General features: G+C 40.1%; 18 protein-coding genes. 12 read left to right on the forward strand and 6 right to left on the reverse strand.

Annotated features, from left to right (window positions below):
- Positions 1-11: 11 nt before the first annotated feature.
- Both GO495_RS12690 and GO495_RS12695 read left to right on the forward strand, forming a co-directional pair.
- Positions 12-1,547, forward strand: coding sequence for an oleate hydratase (locus tag GO495_RS12690; protein WP_157300071.1), 1,536 nt, complete (start codon positions 12-14; stop codon positions 1,545-1,547).
- Positions 1,548-1,560: 13 nt separating this feature from the next.
- Positions 1,561-3,450: an amylo-alpha-1,6-glucosidase gene (locus tag GO495_RS12695; RefSeq protein WP_157300072.1), complete on the forward strand. Its 1,890-nt coding sequence runs from the start codon at positions 1,561-1,563 to the stop codon at positions 3,448-3,450.
- 34 nt (positions 3,451-3,484) lie between these two features.
- Here the strand turns inward: GO495_RS12695 and GO495_RS12700 are convergent, their stop codons facing one another.
- Complete coding sequence (locus GO495_RS12700) at positions 3,485-4,333, reverse strand: hypothetical protein (RefSeq protein WP_157300073.1); 849 nt, start codon at positions 4,331-4,333, stop codon at positions 3,485-3,487.
- 155 nt (positions 4,334-4,488) lie between these two features.
- Between GO495_RS12700 and GO495_RS12705 the strand changes: the two genes are divergently transcribed.
- Positions 4,489-6,114, forward strand: a complete 1,626-nt coding sequence (locus tag GO495_RS12705) for a cellulase family glycosylhydrolase (RefSeq protein ID WP_157300074.1) — start codon at positions 4,489-4,491, stop codon at positions 6,112-6,114.
- Between the two features lie 412 nt (positions 6,115-6,526).
- Positions 6,527-6,802 carry a hypothetical protein gene (locus GO495_RS12710; RefSeq protein WP_157300075.1) on the forward strand — a complete coding sequence of 92 codons (276 nt, stop codon included), beginning with the start codon at positions 6,527-6,529 and terminating at the stop codon, positions 6,800-6,802.
- Between the two features lie 51 nt (positions 6,803-6,853).
- Here GO495_RS12710 and GO495_RS32525 read toward each other — a convergent pair whose 3' ends face one another.
- The 4 genes from GO495_RS32525 to GO495_RS12730 form a co-directional block, all read right to left on the reverse strand.
- Positions 6,854-9,388 (reverse strand): prolyl oligopeptidase family serine peptidase, encoded by a 2,535-nt coding sequence (locus tag GO495_RS32525; RefSeq protein WP_170302672.1) that lies wholly within the window; start codon positions 9,386-9,388, stop codon positions 6,854-6,856.
- A gap of 136 nt (positions 9,389-9,524) precedes the next feature.
- Positions 9,525-10,241 (reverse strand): hypothetical protein, encoded by a 717-nt coding sequence (locus GO495_RS12720; protein ID WP_157300077.1) that lies wholly within the window; start codon positions 10,239-10,241, stop codon positions 9,525-9,527.
- Between the two features lie 37 nt (positions 10,242-10,278).
- Positions 10,279-11,637 carry a RagB/SusD family nutrient uptake outer membrane protein gene (locus GO495_RS12725; protein ID WP_170302673.1) on the reverse strand — a complete coding sequence of 453 codons (1,359 nt, stop codon included), beginning with the start codon at positions 11,635-11,637 and terminating at the stop codon, positions 10,279-10,281.
- Between the two features lie 67 nt (positions 11,638-11,704).
- Positions 11,705-15,055, reverse strand: a complete 3,351-nt coding sequence (locus tag GO495_RS12730; RefSeq protein ID WP_157300079.1) for a SusC/RagA family TonB-linked outer membrane protein — start codon at positions 15,053-15,055, stop codon at positions 11,705-11,707.
- 105 nt (positions 15,056-15,160) lie between these two features.
- Here GO495_RS12730 and GO495_RS12735 point away from each other — a divergent pair, with 105 nt between their 5' ends.
- The 4 genes from GO495_RS12735 (at position 15,161) to GO495_RS12750 (ending at position 18,256) form a co-directional block, all read left to right on the forward strand.
- A complete protein-coding gene (locus tag GO495_RS12735) occupies positions 15,161-16,126 on the forward strand; it encodes a helix-turn-helix transcriptional regulator (protein WP_157300080.1) in 966 nt (321 codons plus the stop codon).
- Positions 16,127-16,231: 105 nt separating this feature from the next.
- Positions 16,232-16,753, forward strand: coding sequence for a sigma-70 family RNA polymerase sigma factor (locus GO495_RS12740; RefSeq protein WP_157300081.1), 522 nt, complete (start codon positions 16,232-16,234; stop codon positions 16,751-16,753).
- Positions 16,754-16,809: 56 nt separating this feature from the next.
- Positions 16,810-17,901, forward strand: coding sequence for a FecR family protein (locus GO495_RS12745; protein WP_157300082.1), 1,092 nt, complete (start codon positions 16,810-16,812; stop codon positions 17,899-17,901).
- A gap of 40 nt (positions 17,902-17,941) precedes the next feature.
- Entirely contained in the window at positions 17,942-18,256 is a 315-nt protein-coding gene (locus GO495_RS12750; RefSeq protein ID WP_157300083.1) for an STN domain-containing protein, read from the forward strand.
- On the opposite strand, the gene GO495_RS12755 is transcribed toward GO495_RS12750, so the two are convergent.
- Complete coding sequence (locus tag GO495_RS12755) at positions 18,257-18,733, reverse strand: Lrp/AsnC family transcriptional regulator (RefSeq protein ID WP_157300084.1); 477 nt, start codon at positions 18,731-18,733, stop codon at positions 18,257-18,259.
- 104 nt (positions 18,734-18,837) lie between these two features.
- On the opposite strand from GO495_RS12755, the gene GO495_RS12760 reads away from it, so the two are divergent.
- Genes GO495_RS12760 through hydA form a run of 4 tightly spaced genes read left to right on the forward strand, consistent with a single transcriptional unit; the run spans position 18,838 to position 24,508 of the window.
- A complete protein-coding gene (locus tag GO495_RS12760) occupies positions 18,838-20,295 on the forward strand; it encodes a CoA-acylating methylmalonate-semialdehyde dehydrogenase (protein WP_157300085.1) in 1,458 nt (485 codons plus the stop codon).
- 27 nt (positions 20,296-20,322) lie between these two features.
- Positions 20,323-21,675 (forward strand): aminotransferase class III-fold pyridoxal phosphate-dependent enzyme, encoded by a 1,353-nt coding sequence (locus tag GO495_RS12765; protein WP_157300086.1) that lies wholly within the window; start codon positions 20,323-20,325, stop codon positions 21,673-21,675.
- Positions 21,676-21,684: 9 nt separating this feature from the next.
- Complete coding sequence (locus tag GO495_RS12770; protein WP_157300087.1) at positions 21,685-23,154, forward strand: NCS1 family nucleobase:cation symporter-1; 1,470 nt, start codon at positions 21,685-21,687, stop codon at positions 23,152-23,154.
- Positions 23,138-24,508 (forward strand): dihydropyrimidinase, encoded by a 1,371-nt coding sequence (gene hydA, locus GO495_RS12775; protein ID WP_157300088.1) that lies wholly within the window; start codon positions 23,138-23,140, stop codon positions 24,506-24,508. Before GO495_RS12770 ends, hydA begins: the two co-directional genes overlap by 17 nt.
- Positions 24,509-24,511 lie beyond the last annotated feature (3 nt).

Below are 24,511 nucleotides of genomic sequence, written 5' to 3' on the forward strand. Positions count from 1 at the left end.
AAAATAGTATTATGGAAAAGAAAGCATACCTGGTTGGGAGTGGTATTGCCTCAATGGCAAGTGCTGCTTATATGATCCGGGATGGCAATATGCCTGGTAAGAACATTCATATTTTTGATGCAGTAGGTTTAAAAGGTGGCAGCCTGGACGGTGCCGGTACTCCTGATAAAGGTTATGTATTGCGTGGAGGCCGGATGCTGAATTTCTCTTATGTATGTACGTACGACCTCTTGTCGTTCATTCCTTCGCTGACAGACCCCGAGAAGACAGTGCTGGACGAGATAGAGCTTTTTAATGAAAAGTTCAGAACAGCATCCAAAGCAAGAGTGATAGCGAACGGTGAGATTACAGATGTAACATCTATGGGCTTTAGTCATAAAGACCGGCTGGACCTTATAGAGATCATGTTGCATGGAGAGGATCATCTTGGAGAGAAACGTATCTCTGATTGTTTCCATCCTTCTTTCTTTGAAACGAATTTCTGGTATATGTGGTGTTCCATGTTTGCCTTTGAGCCATGGCATAGTGCGGTGGAATTTAAGCGTTACCTGCACAGGTTTGTGCATGAATTTCCACGTATCAATACCCTGTCAGGAGTAGACCGTACTCCTTATAATCAATATGATTCTATTGTATTACCATTGGTGAAGTGGCTGGGTGAACAGGGCGTAGTTTTTGAAATGTGTACACAGGTGACAGACCTGGAATTCAGTCCTGCGAAATTTGTAAAAAGAATTCATCATTCTAAAGGGACTGTTACCGTAAATGAAAGCGATATAGTGTTTGTTACGATTGGTTCTATGACAGCCGCATCTACTCTGGGTTCCATGACGGCCGCGCCGGTGTTGAATACGCAGAAACCGGTTGACTGGGCATTGTGGGAAAAGATTGCACTGGACAGGCCGGAATTCGGGAATCCCTCTGTGTTTGATAGCCGTATTGAAGAATCTAAATGGGAATCATTTACAGTTACTTTCCGCGATCCGCGGTTTTTTCAGCTGATGGAAGAATTTTCCGGTAATGAAGCAGGTTCAGGCGGGCTGGTCACCTTTAAGGATTCGAATTGGTTGATGTCTATCGTGCTGGCGCATCAGCCTCACTTTATTAATCAGCCCGCAAATATACAGGTATGCTGGGGATATGGCTTATTCCCGGATAAGGTGGGGAATTATGTACAGAAAAAAATGAGCGAATGTACCGGTGAAGAGATTATGAGAGAGCTGCTGGGACATCTTAAGTTTGATGAAAGTATTTTGAACACATGTATCTGCATCCCCTGTATGATGCCTTACATTACCAGTCAGTTTTTAACAAGGAGCAAAGGAGACAGGCCACAGGTGATACCTGAAGGATATCCTAATATTGCATTTATCGGGCAGTTCTGTGAAATACCGGACGATGTGGTTTTTACAGTGGAGTATTCTGTACGTGCTGCACAGACCGCTGTATATGCATTATTAAATATCGATAAGAAACCTGTACCCATGTATAAGGGAGATCATGACCCAAAAGTATTATTCAATGCTGTGAAAACTTCCCTTAAATAGCTAACTTTAATCTATGGGTATAGATAATATGTTGATGCAGGATTTATCCTATGGAACCTCGAGGGAATACCTGGTGGTATCTTATGCAGGCGGCTACGCAGCAGCTACTATTTCAGGGTGTAATACAAGGAAATATCACGGACTGCTGGTAGCACCGCAGCCTCAGCTGGATGGAAATGATCATGTGTTATTGTCTGCATTAGCGGAGACGGTATCCTGTAAAGATAAGATGTTCCCATTAGGGGTACACCGTTATCCCGGGCAGTATAATCCTGATGGCCATGCATTCATTACCTTATTTTCAGCAGATCCTGTACCGTGCTGGACATTCAAAATGGGAGATGCTGTTATTACAAAAGAGTTGCTGATGGATGAATCAGAAAACCGGGTATCTATACGATATATATTAAAGGAAGGTCCTTTATCTGTTTCATTACAGCTACAGCCTTTTGTAGCATTCAGGAATATGCATACAGTAGGGAAAGCCAATTCATTTGCCAATCTTTCCGTAAACGCAATTGATAATGGTGTTCAGATGAGATTGTACGAAGGTTATGACCCTCTTTTCATGCAGGTAACAGGAAATGCTGTTTTTACGAATAATGGTTACTGGTATTATAATGCAGAATATGCAGTGGAGCAGGAGCGGGGATATGAATCTCACGAAGACCTGTATGCACCCGGGCATTTTGAAGTAACGCTGACGAAAGAACAGCCTGTTGTTTTTACTGCAGGATTATCTCTCAATAATAAATTTAATTTTAGAGTGCCTGCGTCTGCAAAGACAATGAAAGAACGTTTGCTGAAAGCTGCAAAGCAGTTTATCATCAACACCGACCATGGTGTTGCTATCAGGGCCGGTTATTACTGGTTTGGCAGTTGGGGACGTGATAGCTGTATTGCACTACCCGGATTAACATTGCTCACGGGTAATGTACCGGTGTTTGCACAGGTGGTGGAAACATTACAGGCAGGTTTGAACAATGGTTTATTGTCCAACGCCGGAATAGGTGAACATGCTTTATATAATACGGTAGATGCTTCTTTGTGGTTTGTATGGAGTTTACAGCAGTATAATGTAAAGATCTGGGCTACGTATAAAGAAGCACTTTCCAGTATCCTGTATAATTACCGGCAGGGTACGCTGTTTGGCATAAAGATGCTGGACAATGGTTTGATTACTGCCGGAGAAGAAGGCGTCGCACTTACCTGGATGGATGCTGTTATTGGCGGTGTACCTGTAACACCACGCAGGGGAGTGGTAGTGGAAATAAATGCGTTGTGGTATAATGCTGTTTGCTTCTGCCTTGAAGCTGCCCGTAATGAAGGTGATGAGGCGTTTGTGAAAGAGTGGGAAACATTGCCTGCAAAGATAGCCGCTTCTTTTATAGATGTTTTCTGGAATGAGGAGAAGCAATACCTGGCAGATGTGGAGAATGACTGGTCTGTACGTCCTAACCAGATCTTTGCGGTATCGTTGCCTTTTACGCCATTGAAACCTCATATGCAGAAAGCTGTTGTGGATAAGGTTAGGAATGAGTTGCTGACGCCACGGGGGTTACGTACTTTATCTCCTTTGGATGAACGTTACAGTGGGCATTATGGCGGAGACCAGGGGAGCCGTGATCATTCCTATCACCAGGGGGCAGTATGGCCCTGGTTACTGGCGCATTTTACAGAGGCGTATTTACGTACAGACAAAGAAGCCGCATTGCCCTTACTAGAAGAGCTGTATGAAGGAATGTCAGATACACTGGAGGAATGTTGTCTATATTCCGTACCGGAAATATTTGATGGTAATTTTCCTTATAAGGCAGGAGGTGCGGTGGCTCAGGCATGGAGTGTAGCGGAGTTAATCAGGATGGAACATATTATCAATACATACAAAAGGCCTGTCAGTTGACAGACCTTCTGTTTTTTATATATGGATGAAAGGCTTAGCGATGAATTTTACTTAATTTATAACTGGCGCCTAATTGAAAACTCTCTGCATGTTCTGTTGCGTTTATTTGTGTAAATACTGTGAACTTAGGACGTGAATACTGGAATGTGGTAGAGAAATATAAAGGCACCACATAAGTTGTGCTTCGATAAGCTTTTCCTAATTCAATTGTTCTATACAAGGAGCTTCCTAAAGCCCATTTTATACCAAAAGCATTTTGTCTCTTTTTGAAAACCAGTTCACTGGTTAATCCTATATATCCATAGTGATCATTTTTTGATATCGCAGTGGCCGAAGAATCCGGCATACTTTTTCTGAAATTCAAATAATCACCCCATTCTTTCCCTATAGATGTTTCTACTCCAAGAACTCTCCATTCATGTCCTCTGCGTAGTGGCATTACGAGATTTATACCGCCTGCCAGTCCGGCTCCTGCAAAGTATTTATGTCCTCCCAGTATTTTACTCAAATCTGCATTTGCATAATTACCGTAATAGTGAAGGGAGTCGAAACGGGTTACTTCATAAGTCCCTGTTGTAAAAGAGGCGCCATAATAAGCCTGAAAATACTTAGATGTATGGCTCCTGTGAAATGAGAACTGAAAAGCTTTCAGATTATCTGACAGCCGCTTCTCATTGTCATATGTATAATATTGATCGTTTGGGGCACCGGCCGTAAATGTAGCGCTGAAATAAGTAGCAGATTTTGCAGAATCCGCTAGCAATGGTTTTGCATAATAAGTAGTAGCATTTCCATTGAACGGACTCAAATAATAAGATTTTCTTGCGCAGCCACTAAAAACAACAGGTACCAGTATAAAAAACAGGGTAGAGTTTTTATTCATGGAGAGTTATTAGGTGAGTACCAAATTAGTACATTCTGCAAAGCGAAAGGAGCATTGCATGGAATTTAACATATTTTAAGGACGATGTTAATATTTTATAAAAATTCCTTTTGGGTTGTAACATTTAGCAGTATCTTTTAGTTCAATTATCCGTTATGAAGAAAATCGCTTTACTATTCTTATTGCTGGTACCTTCTGCAGGCCGTAGCCAGGGATTTTTACATACTTCAGGTACAAATATTGTCAATGCGCAGGGGAAGAATGTGTTACTGCGTGGAATGGGGCTTGGCGGCTGGATGCTGCAGGAAGGGTATATGCTGCATGTTCCCGGAGAAGGGCAGCAGCATAAGATCCGTGCAAGGATTGAAGCACTGATCGGAATAGACAAAACCAACGCTTTTTATGATGCCTGGATCTCCAACAATACTACCCGCACAGATATCGATTCCCTGAAAGCATGGGGATTTAATTCTGTACGTCTTCCGATGCACTATAACATGTATAAAGGGTTCACTATCATTGATACGCTGCTTTCCTGGTGTAAGGCAAGAGGGATGTATCTCATCTTAGACCTGCATGCCGCTCCGGGTGGACAGGGGAATGACCTCAATATTTCCGACCGTGACGGTACTAAACCTGCTTTGTGGGATAATGAAGCCGATAAGCAGAAAACGATCGCCCTGTGGAAGAAGATTGCGGCCCATTACAAAGACGAGCCTAACATCGCCGCATATGATATCCTCAACGAACCTAACTTCGGATTTGATGACCCGGTGAACGATAAAAACGGTATTAAAGAGCAGCATAATATCCCCCTTAAAAAGCTCATGCAGGATATTACGGCTGCGATCCGCGAAGTCGATAAGAAACATATCATCATTATTGAAGGCAATGGCTGGGGAAACAACTACAATGGCATTCTCCCTCCCTGGGATAATAATATCGTGCTGAGTTTTCATAAGTACTGGAATGCGAATGACCTGCATTCTATCCAGCATATCCTCGACTTTCGTAAAAAGTATAATGTACCTGTGTGGATAGGAGAAACCGGAGAGAACTCTAATGTATGGTTTACGGAGGCGATCCGTCTCTTTGAGCAGAATAACATTGGCTGGTCCTGGTGGCCATTGAAGAAGATGGGTAACAGCAACCCTTTAGAGATCCCTTCAAATGATGGTTATCAGCAGATCCTGAATTACTGGAACGGCAAAGGGGACAAACCTACAGAGGCCACTGCTTTTACTGCCTTAATGGAGCTGGCCTCTGCCAGTAACATCAGTAATAACATCCTGCACAGAGATGTCATAGATGCGATGATGCGTCAGCCTTATTCTTCTCAGACCAGGCCATTTGCTGCCAACATCATCACAGATCATACTGTCATACAAGCTGTTGACTATGACCTGGGCATTAATGGCGCTGCATACTACGACCTGGATACGGCCAATTACCGGCTTTCCAATCCCCAAATGACCATTGGTAACCGTGGCCGGGCATATCGCAATGATGGGGTGGATATTGCCGCTGTAAAGGATAGCGCAGACTGCTATTATGTAACGAACATCGGTAGGGGGGAGTGGTTGCAGTATACTGTTTTCATCAGGAAAAAAGGCAATTACACCATACAGCTGGTCAATACCGGCAAACTAAGTATCACTGTTGCAGGCAAGAAAGGTGCGATTATCAAAAACGTGCCTTTAAACGAAGGTAGTCTGAAATTAAGAGTGCGTGCAGAAGAAGGTGGGGGAGATTTCAAGGAAATCCGGTTTGATCGTAATTAGAATCGGTATCTCCTAAGTAAATTACGCTATCTACTAAATAACATGGTACCTGCTGATGTATTTTTGAATCCGAAAGCGATATTTTTTTTACTGCATTGTATCTGTAACCTAAAGAAAGCCTTGTGAGACACTATGCCATTGATATTACCATTACAGATCACTTGAGTTTACATTCTTTTTAATCGGGCTCTCTAATGGCCCATCTGGAAACTTATATTTAAACCTGTTTAAACTTCTTAAACAGATATAGACACATCTATGTATTCAAACTAATAATATTCTACGATATTAAGTTGTTAACAACATGCTGCCTGTGCTTGCAAGAATAGGTAGTAATGGGGAAGCTGAAAACCATTGAAAGAGTAGGCATAATCTAAAGTTTAGCCTTTTGATTTACAAAGGCAACTATTTTATGAAGAAAGCCCAAATAGCATTATCACTGATCGCAGTATTTGCAATAGTAGGTGGAACCTTAGCATTGAAAGCAAACAAACGTGGATTAGGTCGTGTATACTGTCCAACAACTACAAACCCGGCAGCATTAGCTATTTCAACTGTTAATTATGTACCATTCGTAGTTTCAGGAGCTGCAACAACCACTAAACCTTGTGCATTGACTACTAATTATGCAACAACAACTACTACAACTGCAGGTATATTTGGTACGGTATATTCTACCGTACAATAAGCCTGGCTGATAAGAGATTTTTGGCGGGATTCAATTTGAGTCCCGCATTTTTTATTTACGTTTTTCAAATCCTGAATCAACACCCTTAAGTCTCGCTTTAATTCCATTCGTCATCCATACAGGGGCGATTGAGTCTTTAAGATAGTGATCGAAGAATTGTCCAAGCCTGATTGTATAATCCATTCCTCCTCCCTGATGTCCTCCATTCTCATATTCAAGCAACCAGACTTGCTTTTTCAAGCGCCGTAAAGCCCAAAAATACTCAATACCTTGTTGCGGAGGAACCGAACTGTCATTTTTTCCAACCATTAATAATAGAGGCGTGGTTACTTTATTTGCCTGGAAAAAAGGAGAGTTTTTAAGATATAAGTTGAGTTTGTTCCACGGTGTTCCTCCTATACGACCCTGATAAGTTTCAGTCATATTTCGGCTATAGCTGCTCAGGCTATATATACTACAGAGATCAGTGGGGCCGGATGCCGATGCTGCTGCCGTAAAAGAATGGGTCGCAGTTATCAGATAATTTACTTCATACCCTCCAAAACTGTGGCCTTGTAAGCCTGCATGATGCATGTCTATCCAAGGTTTGTGGCTAAGATACTCAAAAGCGCTCATCACAGAATTATATGCACTTGCGCCTGGTTCTCCTACTTTGTAATAAATATCCGGACGAAACACGATATAACCGTTACTGACAAAATATGGGATATTCATATCTCCGCTGGATTGTTCAAAGTCATACCAGTAATTTAATTCGTTGGCCACTCTCTCATATAGGAAGAATATAATGGGATATTTCTTATTTGGGTCAAAATTTTCAGGCTTATATAATATTCCTTCTGCAGCTTTACCATCAGGCAGCTTCCATTTAACCAATTCCGAAGTCATCCAGTTGTATTCTTTTTGTGGTTGGTTATGACTTATTTGAATATAATCTTTAAAATCTTTTGTATAGAAAAAATTAGGAGCATCCGTTACACTGGAACGCCGGATAATATACGCATTGGTATCACGGGCTTTTACAGGTAGAAAATCGTACAGCAATTGCGAGTTGGGTGAGATAAGATCTACATAATCTAAATGGTTGCCCATAGATAGTTGCAGAGGGTTCTTCTTTTTATCAGCATCTATACTATAAAATCCATTTTCTTTACTATCAAGATTAAAAGCGCTTAATATTAAAGATCCACCTTTTAAGTATTTATCGATGTTCCATTTTGTTTCAATAATTCTAAAAATAATGTGATTTTTCCTGCCATAACCATTAGTAATATTTATAGGAGATCTTATTCCCAACGGATCTATTTGCCATATGTCGTATCGATCATAGATAACGACTGCGTTATCATTTTCCAACCATATAAAACTCTTAGGAGCATAATAAGATGGTACACGAGGATGATCTCCTTCTACATCGTATAAAGGCTCTTTAATAGATTTGGATATATTTACAGTATTACCTGTTCTAATATTATAGGTAAAATATTGCTGTTTGCCAGCATCATAATACAATACATATGATTTTGATAAAGCTCCATTATCAAGAGTCATATTTTTATTAACTACTTTACGGGTATCGTTTTTTATATTAAATAAGTAAAGAGAAGATCGCGCATCTCTTAGCCAATCGCTATCATAATTAAAATTTGTTTTAATTAGAATGTTTTCATCAATATTGTTATTGTCGAAGTTAGATGCAATGCTTTCATTTTCATTAGTTAGTCTTATAACACGACCATTTGTTTTTTGAATTACAGCCTGATAATAGTTCGTCAGATCATTTAACTGATCTCGCTGTATTATTTTATCATTATAATGCCATACATTAACGGTCTTTGTATTATCATCCAGTTTTTCATCAATAGCTGGAGGAGGGGAAATTAATTGAAAAAAAATAAAATTACCATCTTTACTAAATTTAGGCGCACTGTTATTTAGTAACATACCTTTTTCCATGCCGGCTGTTTGATCATTTACAAGCACAGTTGCCTTTTCATCTCCCTGTTTATATAGCCATAATGTATTATCTCCGTCGCCTTTTTTTTCTATAAAGGAACATTCGTCTGAAATTGCATTAAATATGGAGTTATATGCTTTTTCTCCTTTCCATATAGTATTAATAGTGTTGGTTTCTACATTTAACCATTGAAGTTCATGAGCATTATGTATTTTATTATCTGTTTTTTTCTGTAACAAAATTACCTTTCCATCATTGTTACAAAAGTAGTCATCAATATCTGTGTATTTGCGTTGGATGCCTGTTTGTAGATTTCGAATTGTTAATATTTGATCCTGAGAATTTAGCTGATAGACTAACGATTGGTGGTTTAGTGTAAAGGATTTTACCTGAGGGATACGTTCAATGTCACCCGTTTTTAAAGTCATTATGCAAAGAGTATCCTGATTTTGAGTGAATATAACAAACTGGCTATCTTCTGTAAAAGTTGCCTTCCATGTATCTACATTTGGGATCTCCTTTTGCCAGTCTGGTCTTTTGATATCCTGAACAATCATTGAAGCATGATTGTCTGAGCCGAAATAGTAAAGAACATAATTACCATTATTACTAATTTTTATATCATCCACTCTCGTCCATTTGGAGTATAATGTATGATCAAGAGGTTTCTTTTGCGCCCATACGTAAATACTAAAAGAAACAAACAATGTGGTTATTAGAATTCTTTTCATATTAAGAATAGCAGTACTTTAAATAACAATTGGGCTATTGCCAGGTAGAAACCCCATTTTTCATTTTTTCTAAGTTAATTTTAAATTCCTGATTTTCCGGTTCCAATTTCACTGCTTTTTCCTCAAGCGATATTGCTTCTTTATTTTTTCCTAATTTATATAATATATTGGCATTGGTATCTATCCAATTAGCTGAAGCAGGTTCTAGTTCTAGTGAATAATTACTCCATTTTAAAGCCGTATTTAATTCATCCGTTTTATTACTATGCTCAAAAATTGACCAGGCTTTGTTATTAAGATTGAATGCACTTTTATCCGTATCATACTTTTCAACAAAGATTACTAAGTTTTTAGTATGCTCAGGCCAGTCTTGTTTCCAGGAAGCCCATCTTACCTTTGCACCTGTTACTGTACGGTTCGCATAATCGATATTATATTTTCTGCTAATAGTAGTGGCTATTTTATCCCAATCCGGGTTGTAATTTTCCGGATTCGTTTTTGAAAAGATGATAGGATCTATTTCTTCTTTAGCAATGATGAAATCTATCATCCCCTGTAAATAGTTGGGGATGCCCATAACTGAGTCAACCTTTAGTTTATTTTTATATAGAACCTTAAAGCTATTATCATGTGAACTTTGTACAAGGTTCATTAGGGAATTGATATTATCCTTTGTAAATATATTTTCTCTTATTTGTGCATGTGTGCTATAAGGAATTAATAAGGCTATTAAGAGAGATAGAAACTTCATTATATAATAGTTTAATTATTCAGTTGTTAAATGATAATTAGTATCCATCATTCTGTTTAAGACGTGGGTTAAGTTTTATGTCAGAATAAGGAACAGGGTATAATTGCCAGTTATTATTCCACGAACCACCCTTAAGTGGAGTTACTATATTCATTATATCATTTACAGTACCATTCCTTTTCATGTCGAGCCATCTATGTCCCCATTCTGTGAATAATTCAACTCGTCTTTCTTTTATAATAGCTGAAATTAAGCCAGCTGTTGATGTTGTTCCATATTCAGCCAATCCGGCCCTGGTCCTGATTTTGTTCAGGTCTTCCAATCCTCCGGTTATATTCTCCTGTTGGACACGTGCTTCTGCACGTATCAGATATTGTTCGGCCAGGCGGAAAATCATGGTATATTCTGTAAGCGGTGCACCTGCTTCTGCACTTTTATATTTATAGGGATAATAATAGGTGGATGTATCTACTTTATTTTCTCCTACCCAATTTTGACGGCGTAAGTCATCCGGCTCAAATGAGTTTAATAAAAAGGAACTCAGATAAACAGGATGATCGTCATTATTGGGACCATTAGTCAGGATAAATGATTTGGCATCATAAGTATTCCATGCCGGATCTACTGGCATCAATTGCCAGATTGCTTCAATACTGGTATTCAGAAATACTTTATTAAGATCAGTTTCTAGATCGTAAACACCGGCGTTAATTATATTGGTTGATTGTGTTTCTGCACCTGCCCAGTCTTTTGTATATAAATAAACCCTCGCGAGCAAGGCGGTTGCCGTCCACTTATTTGGACGAACACGTTCGGATGTGGTACTTACTCCATCGGAAGCGATGTAATTATCGGTAAGTAAATTTTGAGCTTCTATTAAATCACTAACGATTTGTTTGTAGACCTCCGCCTTATCTGTACGGGTACTTGTTGCATTCGCTCTATAATCACTGGTAGTTGATAGTGGGACATCTCCATAAAGGTTTACCAGGTAAAAATAGAAGAAAGCCCGCAGGAATTTAACCTCACCCTGCAACTGTTTTTTAACGGCTGAAGTAAGGCTTGTACTTTTTGCCAGACCTTCAATAGCAGCATTAACTGTTTGTAAGTATGTATATGAATTCTCCCAGATTCCATAATAATCCTGACTGGAAAGTGCGTTTAAATAAGTTTTTTGAAGCAATGTATTTGAAACACCGGAAAAAAGGGTAAGTTCATCTGAAGATAGCCCTGTGCGTATTGAAATACCATTTAGCCCGCTTGCCAGTGTGTTGTCAGAAAATCTTATGTAGATCCCGGTCACAGCTCCTATTGCGGTTGCATCATCTGTATAAACAGACTCCCCGGTAATAGAGGTTTCTGGTGGATTTACTTCTGAAAGTTTGTTGCATGACATTAGTGTAACAATGAACAAAAAACTGTAAAGCGAAAATTTAACATGAAGAGTACGCATGATTCAATTTTTACAGAAAAAGTTGGATACCGGCTGTTAAAACTTTTAATGGAGGTAGTGAGGTTAAACTTCTGGTTTCCGGGTCTCCTCCCTTGTATTTGGTGATAGTAAATAGATTTTGTCCCTGAATATATACCCTCAGTTTTTTAAGGCGAAGCTTTTCAATTGCAGATACAGGGAGAGAATAAGAAAGGGAAATATTCTTGACCCGAATGAAAGATGCGTCAGAATAAGCAGCATCACTTCCATTTGCCTTACTATAACTATCGTAAAGTGAAAAGTCTTGATTGTAACGTTGAAGAGGTGCAACATCTCCTGTTTTTTGCCAGCGATTTAATATTGTGACAGGTTGATTCCCAAAATAAAATCCGCCGGGATAATTCCCGAATTTATTATTAAGACCAATTTGTTTTATGAATTGTAGCGAAATGCTAAATTGAAAATTATTATATTCTAAATTGTTTTGGAAACCACCGTAGAATTTCGGCGCCAGATTAATCGGAACTGTTAAATCTGTATAATCGGGATTAGTCGTAATAGTTCCTTTACTATCTATAAATTGGTATTGCCCGGTTGTAGGATTAACATTTGATAAGTGATAGGTGAAAAAAGTTCCCAGCGGATGACCAACGTACTGACTATCTATACCAAGTACAGTTGGGCCAATTGAAACAAGTTTATTTTTTGTAATTGACAAATTGAATGAACTGGTCCAGCGAAAGTTAGCGGACTGAATGTTTATTGTATTGACCAAAAACTCCCATCCGCTGTTTTCTATATTTGCATCCTGGTTGGCATCTATGGAACCAAAACCGGTAGTACTTGGTAAACTATAACTTGTTAATTGATTTGATGAATGGTTTCTATAGTAACTGATACTTGTAAATATTCGATCTTTTAAAAAGCCTAATTCAAGGCCTCCTTCTAGTTTTTTAGTTTTTTCCCATTCTAAAAGGGGATTAAACAAATTCTGATTATACAATCCTGTTATTCCCTGGTAGCTCAGATTAGTGGCATAATAAAGATCCAGATAACGATAATTGCCAATCTGGTCATTACCCGTTACACCATAGCTTCCTCTGATCTTTGCGAAACTTAAAGATGGAATGGATTTCTGAATGAAATTCTCATTGGAAAGTATCCACCCAATACCTAAAGCCCCAAAATTGTGAAAACGATTCTCCGGACCAAACCTGCTGCTTCCATCCCTACGCATAGTTAAATTAATCAGGTATTTGTTTTCCCAGTTGTAATTTAACCGTCCAAATACTGCGCTGTATTTGTATTGAGCAATTGTTGTTGAACTGATTTTAACAATGGGGGCTGACTTTATATCTTCCATTACTTTATCGCTAATGAAATTTTCTCCATGCAAAATTTGTCCGTTATCATCACTTTGTTGGATAGTTGCCCCCGCCAGAGCCTGGAATTCACCTTTAGCGATACTATGCTTATAAGTAATTTGGGGCTCAATAATCCATGTTTTGCCTAGGTTATTAGTAAAGTTTGACTGTCTCAAATCTGAAGACCAAAATGCAGGATCAACTGATGAATGAGGTCTTACATTAACCTCATTAAGCTGCATGTTATTGTAACCAAAACTTGTTTTAATCTCAAGATTTTCGAATAGTTTATAACTAAGTATTGCATTACTTATCAGATTACTTGTCTGACTTCTAAACCTTTGTTGTAAATATGAAAATGGATTTGTCCATGTAGAATTTGCCCAGTTTAAGCTACCATCTTTGTTATATATCTCAGGAGCATTAGGGCTAAGAGTAATATTATTAGTTAAATCAAATTGTAGCAGTTTGTTAACATCAGATAGGTAATTGCCTAAAAATGTAGCAGTGAATCTTTTATCTGCAGAGCTACTTGTAATATTAAAATGTACCGATATTTTCTGATCGTTAAAGTCTCCGGGGAATACCGTAGTTTCTTTATGATATGTTCCCCCGATTAAATATTGTGTAGTTGAATTCCCACCGGATATAGAAGCTCTTGCCTCATTGTAGTGGGCTGTACCTCCTATAAGTACTTTTTGCCAATCGGTATAACGGGTTGTATCCCACTTTATTAAATCAATATCGCCGCCAATCCCGTTACCTATTGTTACATTATCATTTTTTAATGCTTCATAGCGCATGTCGAGATATTGCCTGGTATTTAAGAGATCAATTTCCCTTGTTACTTTCCCAATACCGCTTTGTACATTAATATCAACTTTTGTTTGACCCGCTTTCCCTTTTTTTGTAGTAATTAATACTGCACCATTCGCTGCTCGGGAACCATAAATAGCTGTGGCATCCGCATCTTTTAAAATATCAATTGACTCAATATCATTTGGATTAATATAACTAAGGGGGCTGCCATAAATGCCTGTACTTTCATTTCCTGAGCCGCCTAATATGCTGCCAAGGGTTTTTAATAATTGGGGTGTATAAGGTACTCCATCTATGATGTATAATGGATCATTGCCGTTAAAATAACTATTTTGCCCACGTATTCTTATCTTCACTCCACTTCCAGCTAAACCTGTACTTTGTGTTATTTCCATTCCCGGAACTCTTCCTTCTAAAGCTAATAGAGGGTTATTTACAGGCTGCTTTTCTATTTCCTCTGCTTTGACGGTAACTACATTACTGGTATTAAATCTTTTAGTCGTCGTTCCATAAGCTATTATGATCGTTTCGTCTAATTTTCCAACAAACTCTTTCAATTGAATATTCCCTAAAGAACCTTTTCTTTTATATGATATTTCCTGACTTGAATAACCAATACTTGATATAATTAAAGAACTATTGGAGCGTAAATTATTTGTAACAAAGCTACCATCAGCACCTGTGGTTACTCCATTCCTCGTTCCCTTCCCCACTACCGTCGCTCCGATAATCGGCTCCCCCTTCTCATTAGTTACCCTCCCGGTAACTGTAATGGTCGTATCTGCTTCAGTAAACGTAGATTTTTTAGTTGGTTGGTTTCTGATTTCTACGATAGTGATGAACTTAGGCTCGATAGACCATTCCAGTTTCTTACCGGAGAGAACCTGTGATAACACCTCTGTAATTGTATTATTAACTGCTTTGATATTTACTTTTTCCTGGTCATCTAATATACTGTTCGCATAAAAAATACGCTTCCCCGTCTGCTGCTCAATTTTTAGAAAGATTTTCTGTAAAGTATAGGTACCTGATATAGTAACCTTAGGCTCAACCTGGTATCCTAAGCTATAGACAGGCAATTGTAGGCAGAATAGGCTAATAAGTAACCATAGTGACAATCTCATGGAATGCAATTGAATTGGCTGATAAATCGTATTTGTCCCGTATGAAGAGCAGAAAATAAAATCGTTTGGTGACATCTGTAGGAACGAATTTTGTTAATAATTAGTTAATGGCAAATTAGTCAAGACGTTTTATAGATATTTGATCAATGTTTGTTTCAGTAGAATTCTAATAAACCCTTCATGCACCATTTACCCATTGAATCAGACTCATACTTTAATACATATGCACTCATCCCGGAAAAATTCAGAAAATTCCTCATTCCCTCTGCCCGCTACCACTTTAAATCTGACGGCGTTAATTTCTCTCTGGATATGAATATCAGCCTCGATGGATTTTCAGTATGGATTCATTATTTATGGCTGACAAACAACATCTCACTCTATCCTTTTAATACAAAAGATACTTACGCCCTCCACTTCTGGTTATCAAGAAGTATTCCTGCAGAACTCAGAGATCAGGGACTGGTGAACGTAAAAGATTGTATCCTGTTTTTCCTGAAAGCCATGGAACATGCCGCCTGGCCCGCTTCAGGAACATCTTTAAGCATGCATATTAATATTGATCCTGCTAATCTAACTTATCTAGCCAATAAATATCCGCAATTGTCACTGTTGAAAGAGTTGCCGGAATATTCCATCAGTACACCTGTTAATCCCATACCTTTTAGTATTAGTGCAGTAAATATCCGCTTGCTGAAAAGAATTCTCCATTGCAGATATATAGGAACAGCCAGTGAATATTACCTGCTCCGGAATTGTGTGAGCCTGTTCGGTAATTATTTTAAAGAATTGAGCTTCAGTGATACGAGGATAGTAGTCGGGCCGCAGGAGAGAAGAAAACTGTATCGTATCCTGCAATATGCAGGTAGTCATCCTGAAAAGATACATTCCTATGAAAACCTTGCGGTCATGTTTCAGCTGGATCTCATTACCATGAGGCTGGGATTTGAACAGGAATTCCATATGTCATTATACGACTTCATCCTTCAGGAGCAAATGAACCGGGCGTTCGACTGGCTCATAAATCATCATTACAGTGTTGAAAAAGTAGCCAGAGAGCTAAAATACCCCGCCACGTTTCTCTTTAACGCTGATTTTGAACTGTTTTTTGGATGCAATCCTCTCGTATTACAAATGGGCCAGTAATTTATTCGCGGTCATGTTACGCTATTCAGAGATACGCAACATAAATACATGGTGTGGGAGTAAAGAAAACCGACTCAAATTGTCACTTGTTATTATATGTCATATGTGTCAGAAAATATCTTATTACAGGGACTGATAAAAGGAGATACTAAAGCCTTTGAACAACTGTATAAAAAGGAGTATAACATTCTGTTTTCCAAAGCAATGAAAGTACTGGGAGATGAGTTTAAAGCAAAAGATGCTATCAACGAAGTCTTTTTACAGCTATGGGAACGGAATACTTTCTCTAATGTGAAGGTGTCTCCGGAAGCATACCTGATGGTAATACTACATCACAAATGTATCAATATGGCCACGGCAGAATCGAAAATAAGGGCGAAATTAAAGGATTTCGGGACCGGTCTTAAGAACCAGGAGGAAGAACTGCCGGAACTGGCTCAGGAGCAGCTAAGCAGGCTGCAGCTGGCAACTGCGGAGCTGTCCGTGAAACAAAAGGATGCCATCGATAAGATATACTGGCAAAAACTCTCCTATAAAGAAGCATCTGAACAAATGGGGGTGTCAATTAACAGTTTTAATGAACATATGAAAAGAGCTATGCAGAAATACAGGCGGATTTTTACCTGATGCTGTCACCCAAAACCATCACATATACCTCTCTATAGAGGAACAATAAAGAATGTATGTCATATAATGAGGATAGTTCGAGTGTAGAACGATTGTTAATTAAAAAACAACAGAACAGGATCAGTCCTGAAGAACTGGCTCATTTGGAACAACTCCTTAAAGAAAATCCAGCGGCAAAATCCTTTGCTGAATTTTATAAGAATGAGCAACCGGCACTGCAAAACGATGAAGTAGTACAGGCCGTATGGCAACAACTGGAAAAAAGAATGCTGCAACCAAAAACAAGCGTTGTTAAAATGCGTATGGTCTGGTTTGCAGCGGCATCCATATTGATAATTGTGGGTGGCTATTTAACATTCAGACAAACACCGGAAAAAGTACAATTGATAAGTCCCGCAGCTTCCAATGCTGTTATTCTTCATGTAACAGGCGGCAAGGCTATTGATTTAACCAGCAACGATACCATCTCCACCCGCTCTACCACTAAACAGTTAATGGAAATAAGTGGCGCAGTACAAGGCTGGAATACGATAGAAGTTCCCCGGCGACTGGATTATAGATTAAAATTGTCCGACGGTACAGAAGTAACACTGAACTCAGCGACCAGATTGAAATTTCCTTTTTCTTTTGCAGGAGATAAAAGGGAAGTATATATAGAAGGCGAAGCATATTTTAATATCGCTAAAAATGCAGGTCAGCCTTTTATTGTGCATACAGGGAATGGGGATATCACCGTACTTGGAACTGAATTTAATGTAAATACATATGTGGCAGATGTACTGAAAACTGCGCTCGTGAAAGGATCCCTGAATGTGAGCAGTAATAACCAGGTAATTCATCTTAATCCCGGAGAAGAACTTATATGGGATAAGCACAACTATTCCATCTCAGAACTGGATGAACAGGTAACACTTTCATGGATGCAGGGTGTATTGTATTTTCATAATACCCCTTTATCTGAAATAGCAAAGATGATTGAAAGATGGTATGCTGTTCCTGTGAAAATTGATGATGAAAAACTGGGGGCAGAAACATTTACAGGTAACCTGGAGAAGAATCAGCCACTGGACGATTTTTTTAAACCTATGAAAGGAATTGTGAAAATGCGCTGTTATTATGATGGCAATATACTGCACATGACCCGTTAATAAAATATAAACCAACCAATCCCTTACAATTGTAATGACCATGAAATCCTACCTGCTTGCAGGATCTCTGCTTTTAGTGGTATTCTCTTGCCGTAACAAACTCCCGGATCCCAATAATCGGCTGATCTGTATCAAAGGTACCTTCAACCTGCAGACAATCCTCCGAAAAATTGAAGATCAAACCGGTAAACGGTTCTTCTACGCTAACAGCGATTTTGATGATCAGCAAACGATGACCGTTGACTGGAATAATTTACCTCTAAGTGAAGTGCTTGCGGGTTTACTGAAAGAAAAGAAGCTGCACTGGAATGCGAAAGAGAAAATCGTCGCGCTTTGCGCGGATACTGCAAAGTAGTTACTGTTTTAATAACATCAAATCAGGCTGGGCATATTTATATACTTTAAAATACATAGTCGTATTGGTTTGAAATACGCCTTCAAATGCTGAGATTTCATTGATAAAGGCTACCAGATGATCATTATCCCTGCACATTACGTTTACTTCAAGATCATAAGCGCCGGATGTCATTGCCAGGAAACTTACTTCAGGCATCTGGGCTATTCTTCTGGCGACCTGCTCTTTTAACGTAGCCGGTCTTATGTATACGGCAATGTGGGCATAAGACCTGAACCCTACTTTGTCCGGATCAACCCTGCCTACTATACTGATAGTACCTTCTTCTATCAACCTGTTGAATCGCGTTCTGATGGTTCCTATAGATACATTTAACTTGTCTGCAATAACGGTAAATGAAACCCTGCCGTCCTTTTGCAGGTGAGTAAGGATAGAAAAATCCAGGTCGTCCGGAACAGTGAGTTTATTTTTTCCCATAGCCTGTACAGAATTTTCAGAAAATATATATTAAATGTACATTTTTTTCAGTAAATTAAAGGTATAGTATAGAATATGTACTTCCCCTCAAAACCCCCCGTTATATGAAATACGAACGGATAAGAAATTTTATCAACGGTAACTTTAAGCCTGTATCGTCCGCAAGGACGCTTATCATTACATCTCCAACAGATGGAACACCATTGGCAGAAATGCCCTGTTCATCTGCTGCAGACCTGGACGAGGCTGTGAAGGCGGCGAAAGCTGCATTTCCCGCCTGGAGTAAAACGCCCATTAAAGAAAGAGTACAGGTATTCTTCCGCTATAAATATTTATTAGAGAAGAATTTACAGGAACTGGCAGAACTTGTAAGTGAAGAGAACGGGAAAACAATAGGGGAAGCTATTGCGGAAGTAGAGAAGTGCATCGAATTAACTGAATTTGCTACTTCATTACCGCAGTTGATTACAGGAGAAGTGCTGGAAGTAAGTAAAGGAGTAGAATGTCGTACATCGCATGTGCCGTTGGGCATTGTAGCTGCGATAGTGCCTTTTAACTTCCCTGCTATGGTACCTAACTGGACTATCCCCAACGCTATTGCTCTGGGCAATTGTATGATCATAAAACCTTCTGAAAAGGTACCATTAAGTCTTACCATCATTGCCCGTTTATTAAAAGAAGCTGGTTTGCCGAACGGGGTGTTTAATATTGTAAACGGAGACAGTGAAATAGTGAACGCTATCTGTGATCATCCTGATATAGAAGCCGTATCTTTTGTAGGTTCTACCAAAGTGGCGAAAATCGTTTACAGGCGTGCTACGCAAAATCTTAAACGTTGTCTTGCCCTGGGCGGAGCTAAAAATCATCTGTTGGTATTACCGGATGCCAGGCCGGATATGACCGCAGCCAATGTGGCGGCATCTATGAGTGGTTGTGCCGGACAGCGTTGTATGGCTGCATCTGCAATGATAGGGGTTGGAGCTGTGGATCATATCGTAGAAAAGATCTGTGCAGAAGCAAAAAAGATCATACCCGGGCAAAATTTAGGAGCCGTTATCAGCAAAGAATCTAAAGAAAGAATAGAAAGATATATTACGGAAGCGGAAAGTGCAGGAGCTAAAATATTAGTGGATGGCAGAGGAATTACCGTAACGGGAAAAGAGAACGGCACCTATGTAGGCCCTACCGTAATTGACTATGTAACACCAGACATGGCAATTGCCAAAGAAGAAGTTTTCGGACCTGTTATCAGTATACTCCGTACTAATACATTAGATGAAGCGTTGATAATTGAGAATGCCAGTCCATATGGCAACGCAGCATCTGTGTTTACAGAAAATGGTGGTCTGGCGCGTTATGTAGCAGATAATGCCAGTGCGGGCATGATAGGCGTAAATGTGGGAGTACCCGTTCCCCGTGAACCTTTTTCTTTTGGAGGCTGGAATGAAAGTAAATTCGGCGTAGGAGATATTACAGGAAAAAGTTCGATAGAATTCTGGACGAAACTAAAGAAGAGCACGACTAAATGGAACCCCGAAGCAGGGGTGAACTGGATGAGTTGACCTAATATACAACCAAAATTCAATGACATGGCAGAATTAGTTGCTGTATCAAATGCACAGGAAATCATACAGGATAACCTGGACTACACCCTGTTTTCATGGAGTAAACAAAAGGGGCTTGCACCGATTGCGGTAAAACACGCAGAAGGTGTTTATCTCTATGATTATGATGATAAACGCTATATAGATTTCTCTTCCGGATTGATCAATGTAAACATCGGACACGGCAATCAGCGTGTCACTGCTGCCGTCGTAAAACAAATGCAGGAAGTGAGTTATGTAACACCCGGGTGTGTTACACAGGCCCGTGGAGAACTGGGAAAGAAATTAGCTGAAATTACACCCGGTAACCTGCAGAAAACATTGTTTACTGTATGCGGTGCCAGTGCTATTGAGAACGCTATCAAGCTGGCGAGATTATATACCGGTCGCCATAAAATAATTACCCGTTACCGCGCATTTCATGGGGCTTCCTATGGTGCCATGACAGCCGGCGGAGATCCCCGGAAACTGGCATTGGATTCCCAGCAGGTACCTAATATTGTTCACGTAGAAGATCCGTATTGTTACCGTTGTCCTTTTGGAAAAGAGATCAGCACCTGTAGCAGGGAATGCGTAAGTCATGTGGAAAGAGTCATTGAATTTGAAGGGCCGGAAAATGTGGCGGCTATTCTCATGGAAGGAGAAAGCGGTTCTTCCGGCTGTATTAAATACCCGCCGGACTATCTGCAAAAGATCAGAGCTATATGTGATAAACACGGCATCCTCTTGATTGCAGATGAAGTGATGAGCGGATTTGGCAGAACAGGTAAATGGTTCGCCTGTGATCTGCACGGTGTAGTGCCTGATATGATTGCTACTGCGAAAGGTATTACTGCGGGCTATCTGCCCCTCGGCGCTTTGATTGTAAGTGATACAATTGCTGCACATTTTAATGACCATGTATTGTGGCTGGGATTAACCTATTCGGCTCATCCTGTGGCCTGTGCTGCAGGTGTGGAAGTATTGAAAATTTATGAAGATGAACATCTGATAGAGAACGCTGCCACGATGGGCGTATATATAGAAGCAAGGATGGAAGAAATGAAAGAGCAGCATGCGTGTATCGGCGATTTTAGGAATACAGGTTTATTAGGTTGTATAGAGCTGGTGAAAAACCGCACTACTAAAGAACCTATGGCGCCATTCAATGCCAAACCGGAAGAAATGGCTATCATGAACAAGGTAGCTGCCAGGTTGAAACAACTGGGTATGTATGCTTTCGTACGCTGGAACTATGTGTTCATTGCACCACCTTTGAGTATTACGAGAGAACAGGTAGAGGAAGGATTGGCGATGATTGATGAAGCCCTGTCCATTGCTGATGAATACGTAATCTAACCATACACTATGGACACTAATACAACATTGTACAGTGATGACCTTGCACCTGTGCCTTCTTCCAAAAGGACCTGGAATACCTGGAACTACGCTGCCCTGTGGATCAGTATGAGCCTGTGTATCCCTACCTACATGCTGGCCAGTTCACTAATAGAAGGCGGCATGAACTGGTGGCAGGCTATCCTCACCATCTTCGCAGGTAATACAGTAGTGTTGATCCCAATGTTATTGAACGGACATGCCGGTGCTAAATACGGTATTCCATTCCCTGTATTTGCCAGGGCCAGCTTCGGGACCAAGGGCGCTAATATCCCGGCTATGCTGCGGGCAATTGTGGCTTGCGGATGGTTCGGGATTCAAACATGGATAGGGGGTTTTGCTCTTTTTCAGATGCTGCGCTTATGGATACCAGCCCTGGCCACATTACCTCCGGTGTTCCCTGCGTCTTTTGGTTTGCCTACGGGACCTGCTATCTGTTTCCTGTTGTTCTGGTTCCTGAATATGTATATCGTATACCTTGGTATAGACAGTATCAAAAAACTGCTGGTATTTAAAGCGATATTTTTGCCATTGGCAGCTCTGGCATTATTATACTGGGCTATTACTGCTGTTAATGGCGGCCTGGGACCTATATTAACACAGCCATCTAAATTTACAACGACTGCTGCTTTCTGGGCTTTCTTTATACCCGGACTAACAGCCATGGTCGGCTTCTGGGCGACACTCTCCCTGAACATACCGGACTTTACAAGATATGCTGTTAACCAGCGTGCGCAGATAAAAGGACAGGCACTGGGCCTGCCCTCGTCCATGACATTATTTTCATTCATAGGTGTAGTAGTGACTTCCGCTACTACCATTGTATATGGTGCTACCATCTGGGACCCTGTAGTTCTGGCCGGTAAATTCGATAACAAAATACTGGTAAGCTTTGCCATGATCGCAGTGGCAATATCTACACTCGCTACTAACATCGCTGCGAATATTGTAAGTCCTGCGAATGACTTTGCCAATCTATCTCCTGCAAAGATCAATTTCCGCACAGGAGGATATATTACAGGTATTATCGGCATCCTTATTTTCCCATGGAAACTGGTGGCCGATCCTACCGGTTATATTTTTACCTGGCTGGTGGGATATTCCAGTTTATTAGGACCAGTAGGCGGAATTATGATCGCTGATTATTACCTGGTACGTAAACAGGAATTAGAAGTTGATGAACTGTATAAGCCGACAGGGATCTACAGCTTCACAAATGGTTTTAACCGGTATGCATTGATCACATTGTTGTTGGGCATACTTCCCAATATTCCAGGGTTCCTGAAAACGATCGGACTGATATCTCCGGATGCTGTGCCACAATGGTTATCCGGCATATACAGTTATGCCTGGTTTGTAGGATTCTTTGTGTCAGGGATCAGTTATTATATCATTACTATTATCACTAAAGAGAAGGTAAATTATGTCACTGCTGATTAAAAACGGAAGGATCATTACGGCCACAGATGACTATATCGCTGATATCTTCATCGAAGGAGAGATCGTCACGGCAATTGGTAAAAACCTGCCAGTAAAAGCAACACAGGAAATAGATGCATCCGGTATGCTTGTGATGCCCGGTGGAATAGATCCACATGTGCATCTTGATATGCCTTTTATGGGCACCTTTTCCAGTGATACACATGAAACAGGTACCCGTGCTGCATTACATGGCGGCACAACTACCGTGATCGATTTCGTATTACAGAAACAGGGGCATTCATTAAGAGAGGCATTGAATGAATGGAATGGCAGGGCAGAAGGAACAGCCGTAGGTGACTACGGTTTTCATATGGCAGTTACTGATTTTAATGATCATACCAAAAAGGAAATAAAAGAGATGGTGGATGAGGGGATCACCTCTTTCAAAACATTCATGGCATATAAAGGCTCACTGATGATCAATGATAGTCAGATGACCGCATTAATGCAGGAAGTGAAGCAGCAGGGCGGAATGGTGACCGTACACGCCACAAATGGTGATATGATCGATTACCTGATATCTCAGCATAAAAGCGAAGGGAAATTATCTCCCCGTTATCATTACCTCTCTCAACCGGAAGTAACAGAAGCAGAAGCTTCCGGACGCTTTGCTGATATTGCAGATTACACAGGATGTACTGCTTACATTGTACATCTCACCTGCGAAGGTGCATTGAATGCGGTACGCAATGCTACCAAAAGGAATCAGCACATATTTGTAGAAACCTGTATCCAGTATTTGCTGCTGGATGACTCCTATTATGAAAAGGATTTTGAAAGCGCCAAATGGGTAATGAGCCCGCCTTTGCGTAAGAAAAAAGACCAGGATACTTTATGGGCGGGCATTAACCAGGGACTGGTAAACATAGTGGCAACGGACCACTGCCCGTTCATGTGGAAGCAAAAACTGATGGGGGCCGAGGACTTTTCCAAAATACCTAATGGTCATCCTGCCATAGAAAACAGGATGGAATTGCTGTATAGTGAAGGGGTACACAAAAAGAAGATCTCACTCAATAAATATGTAGAGATAACTTCTGCCAATCCTGCAAAAATATTTGGGATGTTCCCGCGTAAAGGGACCATTGCAACAGGCAGTGATGCAGATATCGTCATTTTTGATCCGGAAAAGAAACATGTATTATCTGCAGCTACACATCATATGAACGTGGATTATTCCGCTTATGAAGGATGGGAAATAAACGGAAAAGTAAAGACGGTTTTATTGAGAGGGAAAATAGCAGTAGATAATGGTGAATGCCTGGTGCCAAAGGGCTATGGGAAATTCATTAAACGTAAAACAGTAAATTAAATC

The sequence above is a fragment of the Chitinophaga oryziterrae genome, from assembly GCF_009758125.1.
GTDB lineage: Bacteria > Bacteroidota > Bacteroidia > Chitinophagales > Chitinophagaceae > Chitinophaga > Chitinophaga oryziterrae.